This window comes from Marivivens sp. JLT3646 (assembly GCF_001908835.1).
Taxonomy (GTDB): Bacteria; Pseudomonadota; Alphaproteobacteria; order Rhodobacterales; family Rhodobacteraceae; genus Marivivens; species Marivivens geojensis.
Window position 1 is genome coordinate 1,519,639 of the sequence record NZ_CP018572.1, and the last position, 20,154, is coordinate 1,539,792.

Annotated in this window: 22 protein-coding genes; 14 read left to right on the forward strand and 8 right to left on the reverse strand. The window is 57.7% G+C overall.

From position 1 onward, the window contains the following. Positions 1-33: 33 nt before the first annotated feature. On the reverse strand, positions 34-846 hold the full coding sequence (locus BSK21_RS07550; protein ID WP_067545549.1) for a glutamate racemase: 813 nt from the start codon (positions 844-846) through the stop codon (positions 34-36). After that, entirely contained in the window at positions 846-1,733 is an 888-nt protein-coding gene (locus BSK21_RS07555; RefSeq protein ID WP_067545551.1) for a lysophospholipid acyltransferase family protein, read from the reverse strand. The genes BSK21_RS07550 and BSK21_RS07555 overlap by 1 nt, the downstream gene beginning before the upstream one ends. A gap of 229 nt (positions 1,734-1,962) precedes the next feature. Here BSK21_RS07555 and BSK21_RS07560 point away from each other — a divergent pair, with 229 nt between their 5' ends. From BSK21_RS07560 to grxD, 5 genes are all read left to right on the forward strand, one after another. Further along, on the forward strand, positions 1,963-2,871 hold the full coding sequence (locus BSK21_RS07560; RefSeq protein WP_067545554.1) for a LysR family transcriptional regulator: 909 nt from the start codon (positions 1,963-1,965) through the stop codon (positions 2,869-2,871). Between the two features lie 253 nt (positions 2,872-3,124). After that, positions 3,125-5,284 (forward strand): phosphoribosylformylglycinamidine synthase subunit PurL, encoded by a 2,160-nt coding sequence (purL, locus tag BSK21_RS07565; RefSeq protein WP_067545556.1) that lies wholly within the window; start codon positions 3,125-3,127, stop codon positions 5,282-5,284. A gap of 48 nt (positions 5,285-5,332) precedes the next feature. After that, on the forward strand, positions 5,333-5,815 hold the full coding sequence (locus BSK21_RS07570) for a hypothetical protein (RefSeq protein ID WP_067545560.1): 483 nt from the start codon (positions 5,333-5,335) through the stop codon (positions 5,813-5,815). Between the two features lie 57 nt (positions 5,816-5,872). Continuing rightward, a complete protein-coding gene (locus BSK21_RS07575) occupies positions 5,873-6,109 on the forward strand; it encodes a BolA/IbaG family iron-sulfur metabolism protein (RefSeq protein WP_067545563.1) in 237 nt (78 codons plus the stop codon). A gap of 10 nt (positions 6,110-6,119) precedes the next feature. Then, on the forward strand, positions 6,120-6,479 hold the full coding sequence (grxD, locus tag BSK21_RS07580) for a Grx4 family monothiol glutaredoxin (RefSeq protein ID WP_067545566.1): 360 nt from the start codon (positions 6,120-6,122) through the stop codon (positions 6,477-6,479). A 46-nt stretch (positions 6,480-6,525) separates the two neighbouring features. Here grxD and BSK21_RS07585 read toward each other — a convergent pair whose 3' ends face one another. Genes BSK21_RS07585 through BSK21_RS07595 form a run of 3 tightly spaced genes read right to left on the reverse strand, consistent with a single transcriptional unit; the run spans position 6,526 to position 7,739 of the window. Further along, complete coding sequence (locus tag BSK21_RS07585) at positions 6,526-6,861, reverse strand: MliC family protein (protein WP_067545569.1); 336 nt, start codon at positions 6,859-6,861, stop codon at positions 6,526-6,528. Between the two features lie 3 nt (positions 6,862-6,864). Continuing rightward, positions 6,865-7,236 (reverse strand): cell division protein ZapA, encoded by a 372-nt coding sequence (locus tag BSK21_RS07590; protein WP_067545572.1) that lies wholly within the window; start codon positions 7,234-7,236, stop codon positions 6,865-6,867. After that, positions 7,236-7,739, reverse strand: coding sequence for a hypothetical protein (locus tag BSK21_RS07595; protein WP_067545575.1), 504 nt, complete (start codon positions 7,737-7,739; stop codon positions 7,236-7,238). Before BSK21_RS07595 ends, BSK21_RS07590 begins: the two co-directional genes overlap by 1 nt. Positions 7,740-7,957: 218 nt before the next feature. Between BSK21_RS07595 and tkt the strand changes: the two genes are divergently transcribed. After that, entirely contained in the window at positions 7,958-9,979 is a 2,022-nt protein-coding gene (gene tkt / locus BSK21_RS07600) for a transketolase (protein WP_067545578.1), read from the forward strand. A gap of 73 nt (positions 9,980-10,052) precedes the next feature. Here the strand turns inward: tkt and BSK21_RS07605 are convergent, their stop codons facing one another. Beyond that, entirely contained in the window at positions 10,053-11,021 is a 969-nt protein-coding gene (locus BSK21_RS07605; protein WP_067545581.1) for a DUF808 domain-containing protein, read from the reverse strand. 213 nt (positions 11,022-11,234) lie between these two features. On the opposite strand from BSK21_RS07605, the gene gap (BSK21_RS07610) reads away from it, so the two are divergent. The 3 genes from gap (BSK21_RS07610) (at position 11,235) to gap (BSK21_RS07615) (ending at position 13,527) form a co-directional block, all read left to right on the forward strand. Beyond that, positions 11,235-12,236 carry a type I glyceraldehyde-3-phosphate dehydrogenase gene (gap, locus tag BSK21_RS07610; RefSeq protein ID WP_067545584.1) on the forward strand — a complete coding sequence of 334 codons (1,002 nt, stop codon included), beginning with the start codon at positions 11,235-11,237 and terminating at the stop codon, positions 12,234-12,236. Between the two features lie 41 nt (positions 12,237-12,277). Next, entirely contained in the window at positions 12,278-12,418 is a 141-nt protein-coding gene (locus tag BSK21_RS15875) for a glyceraldehyde-3-phosphate dehydrogenase (RefSeq protein WP_156529513.1), read from the forward strand. 107 nt (positions 12,419-12,525) lie between these two features. Further along, positions 12,526-13,527 carry a type I glyceraldehyde-3-phosphate dehydrogenase gene (gene gap / locus BSK21_RS07615; protein WP_067545587.1) on the forward strand — a complete coding sequence of 334 codons (1,002 nt, stop codon included), beginning with the start codon at positions 12,526-12,528 and terminating at the stop codon, positions 13,525-13,527. Positions 13,528-13,692: 165 nt separating this feature from the next. Here gap (BSK21_RS07615) and BSK21_RS07620 read toward each other — a convergent pair whose 3' ends face one another. Next, the gene (locus tag BSK21_RS07620) at positions 13,693-14,238 is read right to left on the reverse strand and encodes a peptidylprolyl isomerase (RefSeq protein ID WP_067545590.1); all 546 of its coding nucleotides are present in this window, start codon (positions 14,236-14,238) and stop codon (positions 13,693-13,695) included. Beyond that, on the reverse strand, positions 14,231-14,740 hold the full coding sequence (locus BSK21_RS07625) for a peptidylprolyl isomerase (protein WP_067546563.1): 510 nt from the start codon (positions 14,738-14,740) through the stop codon (positions 14,231-14,233). The genes BSK21_RS07620 and BSK21_RS07625 overlap by 8 nt, the downstream gene beginning before the upstream one ends. 146 nt (positions 14,741-14,886) lie before the next feature. Between BSK21_RS07625 and pgk the strand changes: the two genes are divergently transcribed. The 5 genes from pgk to BSK21_RS07650 all read left to right on the forward strand — a co-directional run bounded on the left by pgk (position 14,887) and on the right by BSK21_RS07650 (position 20,145). Further along, positions 14,887-16,062 carry a phosphoglycerate kinase gene (gene pgk / locus BSK21_RS07630; RefSeq protein WP_067545593.1) on the forward strand — a complete coding sequence of 392 codons (1,176 nt, stop codon included), beginning with the start codon at positions 14,887-14,889 and terminating at the stop codon, positions 16,060-16,062. A 148-nt stretch (positions 16,063-16,210) separates the two neighbouring features. Continuing rightward, complete coding sequence (locus BSK21_RS07635; protein ID WP_067545596.1) at positions 16,211-17,101, forward strand: fructose bisphosphate aldolase; 891 nt, start codon at positions 16,211-16,213, stop codon at positions 17,099-17,101. A 149-nt stretch (positions 17,102-17,250) separates the two neighbouring features. Then, positions 17,251-17,553, forward strand: coding sequence for a septum formation initiator family protein (locus BSK21_RS07640; RefSeq protein ID WP_067545599.1), 303 nt, complete (start codon positions 17,251-17,253; stop codon positions 17,551-17,553). Positions 17,554-17,766: 213 nt separating this feature from the next. Then, positions 17,767-18,756: a pyruvate dehydrogenase (acetyl-transferring) E1 component subunit alpha gene (gene pdhA / locus BSK21_RS07645; RefSeq protein ID WP_067545602.1), complete on the forward strand. Its 990-nt coding sequence runs from the start codon at positions 17,767-17,769 to the stop codon at positions 18,754-18,756. Positions 18,757-18,777: 21 nt separating this feature from the next. After that, positions 18,778-20,145, forward strand: a complete 1,368-nt coding sequence (locus tag BSK21_RS07650) for a pyruvate dehydrogenase complex E1 component subunit beta (RefSeq protein WP_067545605.1) — start codon at positions 18,778-18,780, stop codon at positions 20,143-20,145. Positions 20,146-20,154: the final 9 nt, after the last annotated feature.

Sequence of the window (20,154 nt, forward strand, 5' to 3'; positions counted from 1 at the left end):
ATGAGCCCCACCGCAACCGGCGGGTTTGCCGAATTAGGCCGAAATGAATTCGACCTTTCGTCGCAAGAACTGTGTCGCGCGATCAGAAACCTTCGACGGATTGCCCGTGGTCAGATAGACAGTGTCCGTCCCTGCCCCCAGCATTTCAGGCCGACGCTTCAGGTAGTCCTCAAGGCTCGCCGCAACGAGGTTCGCCTGAGAAAACACTTTCACGTTCGGACCCAGCGCGTCTTGGAATTCTTTTTCCATGATCGGGTAATGCGTACAGCCAAGGATCGCCGCATCAGGTTCGGGCATCTTGCGCTGCAGCGCCTCAACATGGCTCCGAACGAGAGCTTCGGCGAGGATCATATCCCCGTCCTCAATCGCATCCACCACGCCGCCGCAGGCTTGCGCCTCAACGTCCACGCCGATCGCACGAAACGCCAGTTCCCGCTGGAACGCACGGCTCCGCACGGTGGCAGGGGTCGCAAAGAGCGCAACGTGTTTAACCTCGACCTCGCGCGGTGGCGAGTTATCGCCCCACTGCCGTTCGGTCAGCGCTTCGATCAACGGTACGAAAACACCGAGCACGCGTTTGTCACGCGGCACCCATGATTCCTGCATCCGACGCAGAGCCGCCGCAGAGGCCGTATTACAGGCGATAATCACAAGGTCGCAGCCTTCGTCCCACATACGGGCGACGGCTTTGGTGGTCAGATCATAGATGTCATCGGCATCCCGCACACCATAAGGCGCATGGGCGTTATCCCCGAAATAAACAAAGGGAACGTCAGGCAGGCGCTTCTGGCATGCGTCCAGAACCGTTAACCCACCCAAACCACTATCAAAAACCCCGACCGCCATTAGCGTTTCCTGTATTTCGCCTCGAATTCAAAGCCCAGACGGTTGGTCCCGTCGGGGCGTTCGCTTAATGCATACGTCCGTTCCCGCAGGAAATCCATCATCGCTTTGGGGTCAGAGGCATAAGGGGCAAGTTCCTGTGGCGAAATCGGCGCGCCCACGGCAACTTTGACGCTCGATCCGACGCGAGCGCGAAACTCGCGGATCAAAAGCCCCATACGCAGGGTGTAGTGCAAACGGCTGGCGAGCTGGAACAGGCGGCTGTTCTGCCCATCGAAATAAAGCGGCACCACAGTCGCCCCCGATTTCGCAACCATCTTGGCGGTGAAATTGCGCCACATCGGGTCCAGAGGCCGATCAAACCCACGATGTGCGGTCGAAACAGTGCCCCCAGGGAAAATCCCAATCGCCCCACCCTGCTTGAGGTAACGTATCGCCTCCGCACGGGTTTCAAGGTTCAACCGCGCACCTTCTTTGGTTTCGTCAAAACTGATCGGCAGGATCACCCGTTCGAGGTCGGCAGAACGGCGAAACACCTGATGCGCGAGCACGCGGAAATCACCGCCGCGCCGTTCGGACAGGATCAATCCCATCATCATCCCGTCAAGGATACCGTAGGGATGGTTCGCCACCACGACCACAGGCCCCTCCGCGGGGATATCACTCAGCGATCCTTTGGTGATCTGCAGACCCAGTCGATAGCGTTCGACCATCACCTGCCAGAAATCGCGACCCTCAGCGACCTCTCGGTCATACCCTTTGGCCTGCCGAATGAGACGCAACCGCCCCGTGACGTTTTCCATCGTGCGGACGAGGACGCGTCCCCCTCTGTTCGCCACGGCGCTGGCATAACTGATATCGCGGGCCACATGGCGGTCGGAACGGCGCATCTTGGATCGTCTCGGCTGATTCCCTCGGAGTGAGAAAGATATATCGAGAGGCCCGCCAAAAAGGCACTGGAGAAGGGCAAACTGCCCGTAATTTCGCATTTCCGTTACAAATTATCCGTTAGCGCCACTACCTCTATGATTTTCATGGCCTATCAGGTTGCATAGCTGCTATGACGATAAGTAATGGTCATGTCATAGTGAGCGGTACAACAGGCGGGTAAAGAGACAGATGGATTGGGATAAACTTCGGATATTTCACGCAGTTGCGGATGCTGGGTCGCTGACCCACGCTGGCGAAACACTGCACCTGTCCCAATCTGCGGTAAGCCGTCAAATTCGCTCACTCGAGGAATCTCTGAACACCACCCTGTTCCACCGCCATGCCCGTGGTCTGATCCTGACAGAACAAGGCGAATTGCTGTTCGACGCCACTCGCGCGATGAACAAACGGCTTGAGGCCGCCGCCGCGCGTATCCGCGACAGCGAAGAAGAAGTGTTCGGTGAGTTGAAAGTGACCACCACCACGGGCTTCGGCACCATGTGGCTCGCACCGCGTTTGCCGAAACTCTACGAAAAATACCCAGAACTCAAAATCGACCTGATGCTCGAAGAGCGGGTGCTCGACCTGCCCATGCGCGAAGCCGACGTTGCGATCCGCATGAAAGAGCCGTCACAGGCCGACCTGATCCGCAAACGCCTGATGAACATTCGGATGCGTCTTTATGCGACTCAGGACTACCTCGACACCCATGCGCCGCTCACCACGGTCGAAGAAATCTCGGCGCACCGTCTGATATGCCAGAGCCCGAATTCGGCTCAGGTCTCTGCGGGCGCGTCACTGGTGCAACATTTGCTGGGCTATGACGTCCTCAGCACACTCACCGTGAACAACTATTTCGGTGCGTTGCAGGCAGTTTTGGCGAATTTAGGCGTCGGCGTTCTGCCCGATTACCTGACCGAAGACTTCCCGCAGCTCGTTCGCGTGATGCCAGAAATCGAATCCGGTGAGGTTCCAGTCTTCCTCGCCTACCCCGAAGAACTGCGCCAATCGAAACGCGTCTCGGCCTTTCGGGACTTCGTTCAAGAAGAAATATTCAACCACCGTCGTAAGATACGCGACAACGAGACGCCCTCCTAAGCAAAGCTATGCTGTGAGTGCATAACGGGCATGTCTCAGGTTGATAGGGTTTTTCCTTGATCGTTCACAAACTGCTGCCTATTTGAGCCTTCGAAGCCGATGATGCTTATACGCTCATCACTTCAACCTCCCTGTTGGACTTCGCCGGGCATCGTCCCGGCGATTTTTTTTTGCCCTCGCGTCACCTGCGGGCCTTCCCCCCAAAGCCTGCTTGCCCTAATAGGACGGCACTTCCAGCCTGCGGGGAAAGACCATGGACGATCCGAAAATCACCGAAGACCTGATTGCTGCTCACGGCCTCAAGCCAGATGAGTATGAACGTATCCTCGAGATTATCGGACGAGAGCCGACATTCACCGAGCTCGGCATCTTCTCTGCGATGTGGAACGAACACTGTTCTTATAAGTCGTCCAAAAAATGGCTCCGCGGTCTGCCGACCAAAGGCCCGCAAGTGATCTGCGGTCCGGGCGAGAACGCCGGTGTTGTCGATATCGGCGACGGTCAGGCGATTGTCTTCAAAATGGAAAGCCACAACCACCCGTCCTACATCGAACCCTATCAGGGTGCGGCAACAGGTGTTGGCGGCATCCTGCGCGACGTATTTACAATGGGCGCCCGTCCGATTGCAGCGATGAACTCGCTCTCGTTCGGTGCAGCCGATCACCCGAAAACCAAACAGCTCGTCAATGGCGTGGTTGAGGGCGTTGGCGGTTACGGCAACTGTTTCGGCGTGCCGACCGTCGGTGGCGAAGTGCGCTTTCACCCCGCCTACAACGGCAACTGCCTCGTAAACGCTTTCGCGGCTGGCCTCGCTGACGCGGACAAGATCTTCTATTCGGCGGCGTCTGGTGTCGGCATGCCAGTTGTGTACCTCGGTGCAAAAACAGGTCGTGACGGTGTTGGCGGTGCGACCATGGCATCGGCAGAATTCGACGACACGATCGAAGAAAAACGCCCCACCGTTCAGGTTGGTGACCCGTTCACCGAAAAACGCCTGATGGAAGCTTGCATGGAACTGATGCGCACGGGCGCTGTGATCTCCATTCAGGACATGGGTGCGGCTGGCCTCACCTGTTCCGCAGTTGAAATGGGCGACAAAGGTCACTTGGGCATCAAACTGGAACTGGACCGCGTTCCCCAGCGTGAACCCAACATGACCGCCTACGAAATGATGCTCTCTGAATCCCAAGAGCGTATGCTCATGGTTCTGAACCCAGAGCTTGAGGCCGAAGCCCGCGCCGTGTTCGAAAAATGGGACCTCGATTTCGCAATCGTAGGTGAAACCATCGCCGAAGACCGTTTCGTCATCCTGCACGGTAATGAGGTCAAAGCAGACCTGCCGCTCTCCGAGCTGTCGTCCTCGGCCCCTGAATACGACCGCCCGTGGGTTCCGACCCCAGCGGCAGCACCTATGGCGGATGTCCCTGGCGTTGACGCGATTGACGGCCTGAAGGCGCTGATTTCGTCCCCGAACTACGCTGGCAAACAGTGGGTTTACGAACAATACGACAGCCAAGTTATGGGCGACACCGTTCGCAAACCGGGCTTGGGCGCTGGCATCGTGCGGATCCACGGCACTGACAAGGCAGTTGCCTTCACCTCTGACGTGACCCCGCGCTACGTTAAGGCAAACCCTGTAGAGGGCGGCAAACAAGCCGTTGCCGAAGCCTACCGTAACCTCTCTGCCGTCGGGGCAAAGCCGCTGGCAACGACCGACAACCTGAACTTTGGCAACCCCGAGAAGCCAGAGATCATGGGCCAGTTCGTTGGCGCCCTGCAGGGCATCGGCGAGGCGTGCATCGCGCTCGATACACCGATCGTGTCGGGCAACGTATCGCTCTACAATGAAACCGATGGTCAAGGCATCCTGCCGACACCGACCATCTGCGCCGTTGGTCTGATCGACAACCTCAAGGATGCGATCCTCGGCACCGCGCGTGACGGTCACGTTCTGCTGCTCTTGGGTGAAACTACTGGCCACCTTGGTCAGTCGGCCCTGCTCGCTGAAGTGTATAACCGCGAAGACGGCGATGCACCGCATGTCGATCTGGCCGCCGAAGCCGCACATGGCGATTTCATCCGCGCAAACCGCGCGCTGATCAACGCTTGCACCGACCTTGCTGACGGTGGTCTGGCGCTTGCTGCCTTTGAAATGGCCGAAGCCGCTGGCGTAGGTGTCTCGCTCGATGCATCCGACACCCCGACCCTCTTTGGTGAGGATCAGGGCCGCTACCTGATCGCGTGTAGCTTTGACAAGGCAGAGGCACTGATGATCGCCGCAGGTCAGGCAGGTGTGACCCTGCAGACCGTTGGTAAATTCGGCGGCACGGATGTGAGCTTTGGCGGATCGTCTGCACCGCTCGCAGAACTGACCGAGATTTTCCGGTCCTCGTTCTACACTGCAATCCACTAATACCGATCAGGCCCGCCACTGTGCGGGCCTTTTCGTCTCTGCCCGTTGATGACGCTCCCCGACCTGAAATCCGACTGCATGAACTGCGCAGCGCTCTGCTGTGTGAGCCTCGTCTTGGACAAAGGCCCGATGTTCGCCATTGATAAGGCCGCAGGCACGCCCTGCCCCAATCTGGGCAAGCACCTCTGCACGATTCACGACGATCTGGAACCCCGCGGGTTTAAAGGCTGCACGCTCTATGACTGCGCGGGCGCGGGTCAGCGCGTCACCCAAGAACGCTTCAACGGCGAAAGCTGGCGCGATGCGCCCGAACTCTTGCCCGCGATGATGCGCGATTTCGCGAACCTGCGTCCGATCCATGAACGCATGACGATGCTGGTTGCCGCTGAAACCTACAGCCTACCCCCGGAATTAGAGGCCCGCCGTGCAGAGCTTTTGCGGAAACTCTCGCGCCTTTGGGCCGATACCACAGAGCAAAAAGCCGCCTTTGACGCCTTCCTCAGCGACATGCGTAAATTTGTCGACCGCTAATCGCTTGCGGCCCGTCCCGCGCCGTCCTACATCTTAGTTAAGACAGGAGGCCCACGAATGGCGATCACCGCAGAAGAAATCGAAAGCCTAATCCGCGAAGCATTCCCCGCTGCCAAAGTGCAGGTTCAGGGCGACGACGGTCAGCACTTTGCTGCCTACGTCGAAGACGAAAGCTTCCGCGATATGAACCGCGTCCAGCAGCAGCGCGCTGTCTACGCGGCGCTCAAGGGCAAAATGGACGGATCACAAGGCGAATTGCATGCTTTGGCACTGACCACCAAGGCACCGGACTAAGGAAAGACACATGTCGACAGCTGACAAAATCAAAGAAACCGTCACCTCCAATGACGTTGTGCTCTATATGAAAGGCACAAAAACCATGCCGCAGTGTGGGTTCTCGTCCCGCGTTGCTGGCGTCCTGAACTTCATGGGCGTGGACTATGCCGACGTGAACGTTCTGGCTGACGAAGAAATCCGTCAGGGCATCAAAGAATACTCCGACTGGCCGACCATCCCGCAACTCTACGTCAAAGGCGAGTTCGTGGGCGGTTGCGACATCATCACCGAGATGACGCTCTCGGGCGAACTGGATGAACTCTTTGAAAAAGAAGGCGTTGCCTTTGACAAAGAGAAAGCGGAACAAATCCGCGCTGCGAACCAGTAACTCGCAGACGACCTATTGGAAAAGGCGCCCTGTGAGGCGCCTTTTTTCATTCCGTCGATACCCGATTACAGGATTGGTAAACGACCGCTTCGTTGCCTGTGGCTGCATCATACCAACCCAGCATCGCCTCACGGTCCTTGACCCACCAGACATAGTCAGAGGCCACTGGCGAGTTACGATAGCGCTTGCCCTCCGAGCTGGGCACGGCAGAGAGCATCGCGATATGACCTTCGGCCATCACAATAGCCTGATCGGGGCCATCGGACTGCACGTATACCACATCTAATTTGATCTCGCGGTCGCAAATATAGATCGAGTGGCTCAGCCCTGCGGCCTGCCCTGTTGCTGGCAACAACGCCAAAAGGGCCGCCGCAATACGCATGAGTTATGCCTTTAGTTTGTCGTCCACTTCATCCGCCAACGCTTCGGCTCGCGCAGCGAGTTCCTTGAGCGTGTCGGTCACAGCTGTTGGAACGACAGGAACGGCAACTTCTTTAGGGTTCGCCGCCTTAAGTTCCAATTCCGCGATCTTGGCCTCGGCCTCGCGCAGACGGTCCTCAATCGCGACGGTTTTATCCGCCAGCAACAAACCCGACATCAAAAGAAGTTGCGATTCAGGCATACGACCCGCTTGGGCTGCAAAACTCGACGCCTCGGCATCTAACAGTGCAGCCGCCGATTGCAGGAACGATTCTTCACCCTCCTGACAGGCCACTTCAAACGAACGACCCCCGATTTTAATCACGACTTGCGGCATTATTTCGCCTCCTCGATCAAGGGTTTCAGTTCGGCCAGAATGGTTGCGACCTCAGCAGCCTCAGCAGCCCGCAGCGCCCGCAGCGCATCCAGTTCCGCCTGCATCGCGCGGTTGATCATCGCGGCATCAATCCCGTCGGCCTCCGCCGCCTTACGCAGATTTTCGCTCACATCCCGAAGGACCGCATTTTCTTCGCGCAATTTTTCCAAGTCAGCCTCAAACGATCGAAGCTGCTCTTTCGCTCGCTCAGCACCACTGTTCAGGTCCGCGATAACGCTGTCCTGACGGGATTTGAGCACCTTAACGCGTTCCTCAAGCTGGGCGTTGACGTCCTTTTGGGCTGCCAAATCCGCTTCTAGCTGGGCCACACGGTCGTCATCCGACGCCGCAGCCACAGGCGCGTCACCCGACACTACCGCTTTGTTTTCTAAGGCAGAAACGCCGCTGCGAATCCGGTCGAGGGCAGCGGAAATGCGCCCTTCAAGCTCTGATATCTCGGTCATCTGCGCGTCCTCCTAGGGCTTCTGTAACGTCGTTGGGGTCCATTGCCCCCGCGACAGGCCCGAATCGTGATCTATTCCTCAAAGCCTAAGTCAATCGAGGCCAAGGGCAAAGGCCCAGCCTACGAACATCGCCAATGACTTAACGGTCCTGCTTGATCTTGTAGGACACCCTGTTATGACGCTGTAAACCAATCGCCCAACAGCAAAGGACCGGACACTTGGATATTGCTGCCCTGCGCGCCGCGCACCCCGATCACTGGATGAAAGCTGCGGCTATCCGCACCCTGACGCTCGATGCCGTTACGGCTGCGAACTCGGGCCACTCTGGTATGCCGATGGGCATGGCCGACGTGGCGACCGTGCTGTTCGAAAAGCACCTGAATTTCGACCCCAAGGCTCCGCTCTGGCCGAACCGCGACCGTTTCATTCTGTCGGCGGGTCACGGCTCTATGCTGATCTACTCCCTGCTGTACCTCACAGGTTATGCAGAAGTATCGCTCGACGAGATCAAGAACTTCCGTCAGTGGGGCGCGAAAACCGCTGGCCACCCAGAGAACTTCCTGCTCGACGGTGTTGAAGTGACCACTGGTCCGCTCGGCCAGGGTATCTCGAACTCTGTCGGTTTCGCGATGGCGGAAGAGATCCAGCGCGCCCGTTTCGGCAAAAAGATCGTTGATCACTACACCTACGTGATCGCTGGCGACGGCTGCCTCATGGAAGGCGTCTCCCAAGAAGCTCTCGGTCTGGCTGGCAAACACGAACTGTCGCACCTGATCGTGTTCTGGGACAACAACAACATCACCATCGACGGCACGGTAGAGCTGTCCGACAAAACCGATCAGGTCGCACGTTTCCGCGCCTCTGGCTGGCATGTCGTAGAAATTGACGGCCACGATCCTGTTGCGATCGACGCAGCGATCGTTGAAGCGAAAAAAGACCCGCGTCCGTCGATGATCGCATGCAAAACCCACATCGCACTGGGCCACGCTGCGCAAGACACCTCCAAGGGTCACGGTGCATTGACCGACAAAGAGCAACTCGCCGCCGCCAAAGCAAACTACGGCGTCAACTGGGGATCGTTCGAAATCCCGGCAGACGTTAAGGCACAGTGGGAATCCTTCGGTGCCCGCGGTGCTGCGGCTCGTGCAGAATGGGAAGCAAACTTTGCTGCGCAATCGGCCAACAAACAGGCTGAATTCAACCGTCAGCTCGCTGGTGAAGCCCCCAAGAAACTGGCTGCCACCATCCGCGCTCTGAAAAAAGAGATCAGCGAAAAGGCACCATCCGTTGCGACCCGCAAGTCGTCGGAAATGGTTCTGGCTGCGGTGAACCCGATCATGCCGGAGACCGTTGGGGGTTCGGCTGACTTGACTGGTTCGAACAACACGAAAACGGGCGATCTGGGCGTATTCGACCCTGAAAACCGCGCTGGCCGTTATATCTACTGGGGCATCCGTGAACACGGCATGGCTGCTGCGATGAACGGCATGGCGCTGCACGGCGGCGTTCGTCCTTACGGCGGCACGTTCATGTGCTTCACCGACTACGCCCGTGGCGCAATGCGCCTCTCGGCTCTGTCGCACCTGCCTGTTGTCTACGTCATGACCCACGACTCCATCGGTCTGGGCGAAGACGGTCCGACCCACCAGCCCGTTGAACACCTCGCAATGCTGCGCGCGACCCCGAACACCCTCGTGTTCCGTCCTGCAGATACCGTGGAAACCGCTGAGGCATGGGAAATCGCGCTCACTCAGGACAAGACCCCGTCGGTTCTCGCCCTGTCGCGTCAGAACCTGCCGACCGTTCGTACCGAACACAAAGCAAAGAACCTCGTCGCTCAGGGTGCTTATGTCCTGAAAGACGCAGAAGCTGGCAAACGTCAGGCGATCCTGATGGCAACGGGTTCCGAAGTCGAAATCGCGCTCAAAGCACGTGACATCCTCGAAGCGGCTGGCATCGGCACCCGCGTTGTCTCCGTTCCTTGTATGGAACTCTTTGACCAGCAGGACGAAGCCTACCGCAAAAAAGTGCTGCCCGCTGGCCCCGTCCGCGTGGCGGTTGAGGCTGCTGTGCGTCAGGGCTGGGACAAATACCTGCTCGGCGAACGTGGCCGCGAACAGAAGGCTGGCTTTGTTGGTATGGACAGCTTTGGTGCTTCCGCTCCGGCAGAAACGCTCTACGAAAAATTCGGCATCACTGCCGAAGCTGTTGCAGAAAAAGTCAAAGCTCTCTTGGGCTAATCTGCACATCCCTGAAAACAAGAACGCCGCGCATATCCTGCGCGGCGTTTTTCTTTGTCTCGGTCGCTTTGGGTTAGTGCCCTGCCGATGATCCCGTAACCTTGCCAATCAGTGGCCCGATCACCTTGGTCGCAACTGGGATCAGCGCCATGCCATAGATCACCCCGATCACACCATCACAGGCCGCCGTGACAAGCCACGCGACAAAGCCCGTCGCCACGCCAACGCTATGGGACGCAACCTCTGCCAGATGATGAATGGCCTCATATGGCGCATGCAGGCCCAGATCGTGCAGCCCGTGGATCATGATGTTCCCGCCGACCCAAAGCATCGCGAGCGTCCCGATAAACGAAAGCGCCTTGAGCAGCGGCGGCATCGCCTTAACGATCCCCCGCCCGAACGCGCGCGTCACCGACAGACGTGCGTTCTGCGCAATGTGCAGGCCCACATCATCCGCCTTCACGATCAGCGCCACGGTGCCATAAACCGCAACCGTGATCCCTACCGCGATGACGGCCAAGGTCGCGGCCTCCATCCAGATACTGCTCGCCTCAAGCGTCGAAAGCGCGATGGTCATAATCTCAGCCGAGAGGATAAAGTCGGTCTTGATCGCACCCGCGACCTTCTCTTCTTCGAGGTGGGCAGGATCTTTGATGTCCATGTCCTCTTCGACGGCATGATCGCCATGAGGGAAGAAATGATGGAATACCTTCTCTGCACCTTCAAAACACAGATACGACCCGCCGAGCATCAGCAAAGGCGTGATCGCTTGCGGTAAGAAATTGGGCAGCAAAAGCGCGATGGGCAACAGGAACACCAGTTTGTTCTTCAGCGACCCAAGCGTGATCTTTCCGATCATCGGCAGTTCACGATCGGGCTTGAACCCCGTCACATAGCTTGGCGTGACGGCGGCATCGTCAATCAAAACGCCCGCCGTTTTCGTCCCCGCCTTTGCCGCCGCTGCTGCCACATCATCGACGCTCGCCGCTGCGACTTTGGCGATACCCGCCACATCGTCGAGCAATGCCAGTAATCCACTCATGCCCACACCCCTATAGATTCGTAATTCAATTGGATCGTTATCCTCACCGTATGACAACCCCGCGCTGTTGGCGCAAACCGTTAGCGCCAACCCCAACACCAACCATACTTTTATCGCTAACATATTGCACGAATTGCAGATTTTTCTTTGCCGCAAGGCAGCATCCAAGTACAGACCCTGCAAACGCTGACGCTGCAGAGGATGAAAAACGACATGACCGTTACCATCGGCATCAACGGGTTCGGCCGCATTGGCCGCTGCACCCTCGCCCACATCACCGAAGCTGCCCGCAATGACGTGCAAGTTGTCAAAATCAACGCCACTGGCCCGATTGAGACGAACGCACACCTGCTGAAATATGACAGCGTTCATGGCCGCTTTGGCTCTCCGGTCACAGTGAGCGGCAACACCATGGATCTGGGCCGTGGCCCGATCGAAGTGATGTCGACCTACAACCCCGAAGAGCTGGATTGGTCCGGCGTCGACGTGGTTCTGGAATGCACTGGTAACTTCAACGACGGTCAAAAGTCGGCTGTTCACCTCGATCGCGGCGCGAAAAAGGTTCTGATTTCGGCCCCTGCGACCAACGTTCAGCGCACCGTTGTGTATGGCGTCAACCACCGCCAACTGCTGGCTGACGACCGCATGGTGTCGAACGGCTCTTGCACCACCAACTGCCTTGCTCCGCTGGCAAAGGTTCTCAACGACGCGATTGGCATTGAATCGGGCATCATGACCACGATCCACAGCTACACCGGCGACCAGCCGACGCTCGACCGTCGTCACAAAGACCTCTACCGCGCACGTGCCGCAGCAATGGCGATGATCCCGACATCAACTGGCGCGGCTAAGGCTTTGGGTGAAGTGCTCCCTGAAATGAAGGGCAAACTGGACGGTTCCGCTGTCCGTGTTCCGACCCCGAACGTATCCGCTGTTGACCTGTCCTTCATCGCCGAAAAATCGGTCACCGTTGATGAAGTGAACGAAATCGTCCGCGAAGCCGCACAGGGCTACATGGGCATGGTTCTGGGCTATGACGCAGAACAGAAGGTTTCCATCGACTTCAACCACACCACTGAATCGTCGATCTTTGCTCCCGACCAGACCAAGGTCGTCGGCCGCATGGTGCGCGTCATGGCATGGTACGACAACGAATGGGGCTTCTCGGCACGTATGGCCGACGTTGCTGCCGCAATGGGCCGCCTCATTCACTAATCAATTGCATAGCGTCATGGCTGCGGGGTAAACCTGTGGCCATGAACAGCACAACGACCTACACGCTTTTCGCGTTGATCGTGGCGGGTTTCGTCATCGATCTGGCTCTCGGCCTCGGGGGCACCCTGTTTATCCTCAAAGAACTGTTTGATCTGACCGAATGGTTGGCATTCTGGCGCTGATTGCGCTGGTTTAGACCTATTCACTGTTGACCTTTGGCGAGAAATCGCAATGTTAGCGCCAACAGAGAGAGTTAGCGCCAACATTACCCCGTTCTGGAGGACATCTTATGGCAGTCAAAGTCGCAATTAACGGTTTCGGTCGCATCGGCCGCAACGTCCTGCGCGCAATCGTTGAATCCGGCCGCACCGATATCGAGGTTGTAGCGATCAACGATCTGGGTCCGGTTGAAACCAACGCACACCTGATCCGCTTCGATTCTGTTCACGGTCGTTTTCCGGGTGAAGTGACCACCACCGCAGACACCATCGACGTTGGTCGCGGCCCGATCAAAGTGACCGCAATCCGCGATCCCAAAGACTTGCCTTGGGGCGACGTGGACATTGCGCTGGAATGCACCGGCATCTTCACCGACCGTGAAAAAGCAGCGTTCCACCTCGAAAACGGCTCCAAACGCGTTCTGGTCTCTGCCCCGTCAGGCGGCGCGGACAACACCATCGTTTACGGTGTGAACCACAACACGCTCACCGCGGATCAACTGGTTGTCTCGAACGCGTCTTGCACCACGAACTGCCTGTCGCCCGTTGCCAAAGTGCTCAACGACACGGTTGGCATCGTCAAAGGCTTCATGACCACCATCCACTCCTACACGGGCGACCAGCCGACGCTGGACACCATGCACAAGGACCTGTACCGCGCCCGCGCTGCTGCCATGTCAATGATCCCAACCTCGACCGGCGCGGCCAAGGCCGTTGGCCTCGTGCTGCCGGAACTGAACGGCAAACTCGACGGCGTTGCGATCCGCGTTCCAACCCCGAACGTCTCGGTGGTAGACCTGACATTTGAAGCCGCTCGTGCCACCACCGTTGCGGAAATCAACGAAGCCATCGTTGAAGCCTCGAACGGCGCGCTCAAAGGTATCCTCGGCTACACCTCGCTTCCGAACGTTTCGATCGACTTCAACCACGATCCGCATTCGTCGACCTTCGCACTCGACCAGACCAAGGTCATGGACGGCACTATGGTGCGCATCCTGACATGGTACGACAACGAATGGGGCTTCTCGAACCGCATGGCAGACACTGCCGTCGCGATGGGCAAACTGATCTAATCAGCCCCTCACCGAATACCAAAGGCCGCCCCGTCAAACGGGCGGCCTTTTTCGTTGCCCCTTTGTGCCTCAAATATCTCGGGGGTTTGGGGGCAGCGCCCCCATCACTCCAAATAAAAACGGGGGCCACTGGCCCCCGCTCTCAATCTCTCAATTCAGATCCGATCACTCGGTTACAGTCACCGATGCCATCATGTCAGGCTGACCGATCACAGCACCGTTTGCACCTTCACCGCGCTTGATCGCATCAACGATCTCCATGCCTTCGGTCACAGTGCCCACGACGGTGTAATCGCCGTTCAGGAAATAGCCGGGCTGGAACATGATAAAGAACTGGCTGTTGGCCGAATTCGGATCAGCGGCGCGTGCCATACCGACAACACCACGGTCGAACGGCAGGGCCGAGAACTCTGCCGGAAGGTCAGGCAGGGTCGATCCACCCATACCCGCCATCGACATATCACCACCCATGCGGCCAAACTCGACGTCACCCGTCTGCGCCATGAAACCGTCAATCACGCGGTGGAACACCACGCCATTATAGAGCCCTTGGTTCGCCAGCTCTGTGATCCGCGCAACGTGCTGTGGAGCCACATCTTCGAGAAGGTCGATATGAAACGTGCCGTTTGCCTGACCGGAAACGGTCACATCCAACCCCGTTGCCAGCGCAGGGCCAGCCACCAAGGTCAGAACACACGCGAGCTTATACATCTGCTGCCACTTTCACGCTGATCATTTTGTCGGGATCGACCGGCGGTTCGCCACGCACGATCTTGTCGACAAATTCCATGCCCGACAGCACACGACCGTAAACGGTGTATTGGCCGTTCAGGAAATGGTTGTCTTTGAAGTTGATAAAGAACTGGCTGTTGGCCGAGTTCGGGTTCATCGAACGCGCCGCACCGAGCGTGCCACGGTCGTGCGGCAATTTCGAAAACTCTGCAGGCAGATCAGGCAGGTCCGACCCACCCGTGCCCGCGCGGTTTTTGTTGTAGGCATCGCTGTCGATATTGCCATGCTCAACGTCACCGGTCTGCGCCATGAAACCGTCGATCACGCGGTGGAACACAACGCCGTCGTATTTGCCTGCGCGTGCCAGCTCTTTCATGCGGGCAGTGTGTGCGGGTGCAACGTCCGCCAGCAGTTCAATGACGACCTGACCGTCTTTGAGCTCGATGATCACTGTGTTTTCGGGGTCTTTGATATCGGCCACGGGGACCTCCTTGATTTCGCGTTCTTTGCACACTGACATAAGCCTCTTGCACGTCCTTGCCAAGGGATGCTCCCAGACCTTGCGTTGAAAGGCGATAACGAGGATACCGCTATCAGATATCAACCCAAGATTTGACGGAGGCGCAGATGGCTTGGAAAACACTCGACGATATGGACCTCAATGGAAAACGCGTTCTGGTGCGCGTGGATATCAACGTCCCTGTCGAAAACGGCGTTGTGACCGATACAACCCGCATCGACCGCATTGTGCCCACCGTCAAAGACATCGTTGCGGCTGGCGGTATTCCGATCCTCCTCGCCCACTTTGGCCGCCCCAAAGGTAAAGTCGTTCCGGAAATGTCTCTCCGCGTGACCCTGCCCGCACTTGAAGCCGCGCTTGGTTCGCCCGTCACCTTTGTCGAAGTCCCGAACGCAGACGAGATGAAAACTCTCACCCACGGCACCATCGTGCTGGTGGAAAACACCCGCTTTACCCCGATGGAAGAAGAGAACAACCCAGAGATGGCGCAATACCTTGCGACCTTGGGCGATATCTATTGCAACGACGCATTCTCTGCCGCGCACCGCGCCCACGCCACCACCGAAGGCGTCGCGCACCTCCTGCCCTCCTGCGCGGGTCGTCTGATGGCCGAAGAACTCAGCGCATTGGAAAAAGCCCTCGGTTCGCCCGTGCGTCCTGTTGTTGCCGTTGTTGGCGGCGCGAAAGTCTCGACCAAACTCGACCTCCTCGGCAACCTCGTTGGCAAAGTCGATCACCTCGTCATCGGCGGTGGTATGGCGAACACCTTCCTCGCCGCCCAAGGCGTCAATGTCGGCAAATCGCTCTGCGAACATGATCTGGCGGACACCGCGCGCGATATCCTTGCTAAAGCCGCCGATGCAGGCTGCGAGATCATCCTGCCCCGCGATGTCGTCGTTGCTCGCGAATTCAAAGCCAACGCTGACAACGAAACCGTCGTGCCAGAGTCGGTCCCCTCTGACGCGATGATCCTCGACGCTGGCCCCGAAACCGTCGCCTACATCAGCGAAGTGCTCGACCGCGCCGAAACCCTGATCTGGAACGGCCCTCTCGGTGCCTTTGAAATCGAACCGTTTGATGCCGCCACCAACGCCGCTGCGAAAAAAGCGGCAGAGCTGACCAAGGCTGGCAAACTCGTCTCCGTCGCGGGCGGGGGTGACACCGTCGCCGCCCTGAACAAAGCGGGCGCAGCAGAGGCCTTTACCTACATCTCCACCGCTGGTGGTGCCTTCCTTGAATGGATGGAAGGCAAGGTCCTGCCTGGCGTTGCCGCCCTCGGATGAAGCATTTTGAAAGAAAGTAAACGCTGATAGCGTTATCCGAAAAATCGTTATCGCTATCACATTTGCAACCTGCGCCCCGCTTTCCTACAAGCGGGGCGCAGGCCGTTTAAGGCCTTAAAAATTCTTAATATTTCACGAGGATTTAGTAATGAACGCGCAGATGGCCGCTAAGGTATCCGAAGGCAAAGGCTTTATCGCAGCTCTCGACCAGAGTGGCGGTTCGACCCCCAAGGCCCTGCGCCTCTACGGTGTCGAAGAAAGCGAATACAACGGCGACGCCGAGATGTTCGACATGATCCACCAGATGCGGTCGCGGATCATCAAATCCCCGTCCTTCACCGGCGATAAAATCGTCGGCGCAATCCTCTTTGAAATGACTATGGACCGCGACATCGACGGCACCCCGACCGCTGAATTCCTCTGGAATGCAAAATCGGTCGTGCCTTTCCTGAAAATCGACAAAGGTCTCGCAGACGAGGCAAACGGCGTTCAACTGATGAAACCGATGCCAGAGCTCGACACCCTTCTCGCGCGCGCCGTAACCAAAGGCATCTTTGGCACCAAAGAACGCTCTGTGATCAACGCCGCCAACGCCGAAGGCATCAAAGCCGTCGTCGCCCAGCAGTTTGAAATCGGGATGCAGGTTCTTTCGCACGGTCTGATGCCGATCATCGAACCCGAAGTGAACATCACCATCGCCGACAAAGCCGAGGCTGAAGCCATCCTGCGCGACGAAATTCTCGCCCAGTTGGACGCTCTGCCCGCCGACAAACAGGTGATGCTGAAACTCTCGCTCCCTTCGGTCGAGAACTTCTACAAACCGCTCGTCGATCATCCCCGCGTGATGAAAGTCGTCGCTCTCTCGGGCGGCTACTCCCGCAAGGACGCAAACGACCTCCTGTCGAAACAGACAGGCATGATCGCCTCCTTCTCGCGCGGCCTGACCGAAGGCCTCTCGGCCAAACAATCCGACGCGGAATTCGACGCCATGCTCGCCGCATCGGTCGGCTCGATCTTTGAGGCTTCGGTCGCAGGTTAAGGTCACATCGGGGCGCCTTCGGGCGCCCTGTTTCTTTCCTGACTCTACTCGAAAAAACTTTGTGAAATAACCCTTTGGGGGATTCACAAAGCGAATCAGATGTGCGAATTTAGCGTCAACACCCGTCAGAGGTGATTTTGAGGCATGTTATGAATCGCAGCGCACGGCCCGCCATGGGCTCTGTTATCTACTTCACGGTTTTGATCCTTCTGGGTCTCTATTTCACCTTTGCCGCTGTGCAGGGCGAATACGGTGTGTTCCGCCGTGCCGAAATCGATGCCCAAGCCCGCGAATTGCAGGCCGACCTCGACGCGCTGAATGTCGAAGTGGCACATATGCAAAACCTCACCCGCCGCCTCTCTGACACCTACCTCGACCTTGACCTGCTCGACGAACGCGCCCGCGATGTGCTCGGCATGGTCCGCTCGGACGAGATCGTAATCACCCGATAAACCTGCCTTTGTGCCCCAAATATCCCGGGGGTGAAGGCGCAGCCGAGGGGGCAGAGCCCCTTTTCGCCCTTTGTTTAAAGGGGCTTCACGCTGCCTTGCACGCGGTGCAACCCACCTATCCACCCCTGACCGATATTGACACTCGCTTTATAAACCCCAATCCTGTATAGATAGTTTAACACTAAACTATCGCCATCACAGGACGGAGGACCTATGGCCGCTAGAAAACCAGCCGCACAGGCAAACGTGTCCAAGGAAGAGCTGCTGAGCTACTACCGTGACATGCTTCTCATCCGCCGCTTCGAAGAAAAGGCCGGCCAGCTTTATGGCATGGGTCTTATCGGCGGCTTCTGTCACCTCTACATCGGTCAAGAAGCGGTCGTCGTCGGCCTCGAAGCTTGCACCAAAGAGGGCGACAAACGCGTCACCTCCTACCGCGACCACGGTCACATGCTCGCATGTGGTATGGATGCAAACGGTGTGATGGCAGAACTTACCGGCCGCGAAGGTGGCTACTCCAAAGGTAAGGGCGGCTCCATGCACATGTTCTCCAAGGAAAAGCACTTCTACGGCGGCCACGGCATCGTTGGCGCTCAGGTTCCGCTTGGTGCGGGTCTTGCTTTCTCGGACAAATACCGTGGCAACGACAACGTCACCTTCGCGTACTTCGGCGATGGCGCTGCGAACCAAGGTCAGGTCTACGAGACCTACAACATGGCAGAACTTTGGGATCTTCCGGTGATCTTCGTCATCGAAAACAACCAATACGCCATGGGCACCTCTGTTGCTCGTTCGACCAAATCGACCTCGCTCTATGGTCGCGGCGAAGCTTACGGCATCAAAGGCGAAGAAGTTGACGGCATGTCCGTCCTCGCCGTCAAAGAAGCTGGCGAGCGTGCTGTTGCTCACTGTCGCGCAGGCAAAGGCCCCTACATCCTAGAGGTCAAAACCTACCGCTACCGTGGCCACTCCATGTCAGACCCTGCGAAATACCGGACCCGCGAAGAAGTGCAGAAAATGCGCGAAGAGCGTGACCCGATCGAACAGATCCGCGCCATGTTGCTCACAGGCAGCCACGCCTCCGAAGACGATCTGAAGAAGATCGACAAGGAAATCAAAGACATCGTGAACGAGTCCGCCGAATTCGCGAAAACCAGCCCGGAACCGGCTCTTGATGAGCTGTGGACCGATATTTACGCGTAAGATCGAGGGAGGACTTAACTCATGGCAACCGAAATTCTCATGCCCGCCCTCTCTCCGACGATGGAAGAAGGCACTCTGGCCAAATGGCTGAAAAAAGAGGGCGACACCATTTCTGCGGGTGACATCATCGCAGAGATCGAAACCGACAAAGCAACGATGGAATTCGAGGCCGTCGACGAAGGCATCATGGGCAAAATCCTGATCGCTGAAGGCACCGAAAACGTCAAAGTGAACACCCCTATCGCTGTTCTCGTTGAAGACGGCGAAGAGGTTCCTGCGGACGCTGGCCAATCGGCTCCTGCGGCCGAGGCTGCACCTGCCGCTACTGCTGCGGCCCCTGCCCCTGCGGCGGCGGCTCCTGCTGCACCGAAGGTCGACCAGTCCCCTGACTGGCCCGAAGGCACCCCGATGAAAACCCAAACCGTCCGCGAAGCTCTGCGTGACGCGATGGCCGAAGAAATGCGCCGCGACCCCGACGTGTTCCTCATGGGTGAAGAAGTCGGCGAATACCAAGGTGCTTACAAAATCTCCCAAGGGATGCTGGACGAATTCGGCTCTAAGCGCGTCATCGACACGCCGATCACCGAACACGGCTTTGCAGGGATCGCAACGGGCGCTGCATTCGGCGGTCTGAAACCGATCGTCGAATTCATGACCTTCAACTTTGCAATGCAGGCCATCGACCACATCATCAACTCTGCGGCTAAGACGCTCTATATGTCTGGCGGTCAGATGGGGGCGCCAATGGTGTTCCGTGGCCCGAACGGTGCAGCGGCTCGTGTGGGCGCACAGCACTCGCAGGACTACGCGGCATGGTATGCGCAAATCCCTGGCCTCAAGGTCGTCATGCCCTACTCGGCTGCGGACTACAAAGGTCTGATGAAACAGGCGATCCGCGATCCGAACCCTGTGATCTTCCTCGAAAACGAAATCCTCTACGGTAAATCCTTCGAGGTTCCGGTGCTCGACGATTTCACCATCCCGTTCGGCAAGGCCAAAGTCTGCCGCTCTGGCAATGACGTGACCATCGTGTCTTTCGGCATCGGCATGACCTACGCCCTCGAAGCCGCTGAAAAGCTGGCCGAAGACGGCATCGACGCCGAGGTTATCGACCTGCGCACCCTGCGTCCGTTGGACTACGACACCGTGATTGCTTCGGTGATGAAAACCAACCGCATGGTCACAGTCGAAGAAGGCTGGCCCGTCGGCTCTATCGGCAACCACCTGTCGGCCTATGTGATGACACACGCGTTCGATTACCTCGACGCGCCTGTTCTGAACTGCACCGGCAAAGACGTTCCGATGCCCTACGCCGCAAACCTCGAAAAGCACGCTCTTGTCACCACGGCCGAAGTCATCGACGCCGTGAAGCAAGTCACCTACCGCTAAGGAGACAGA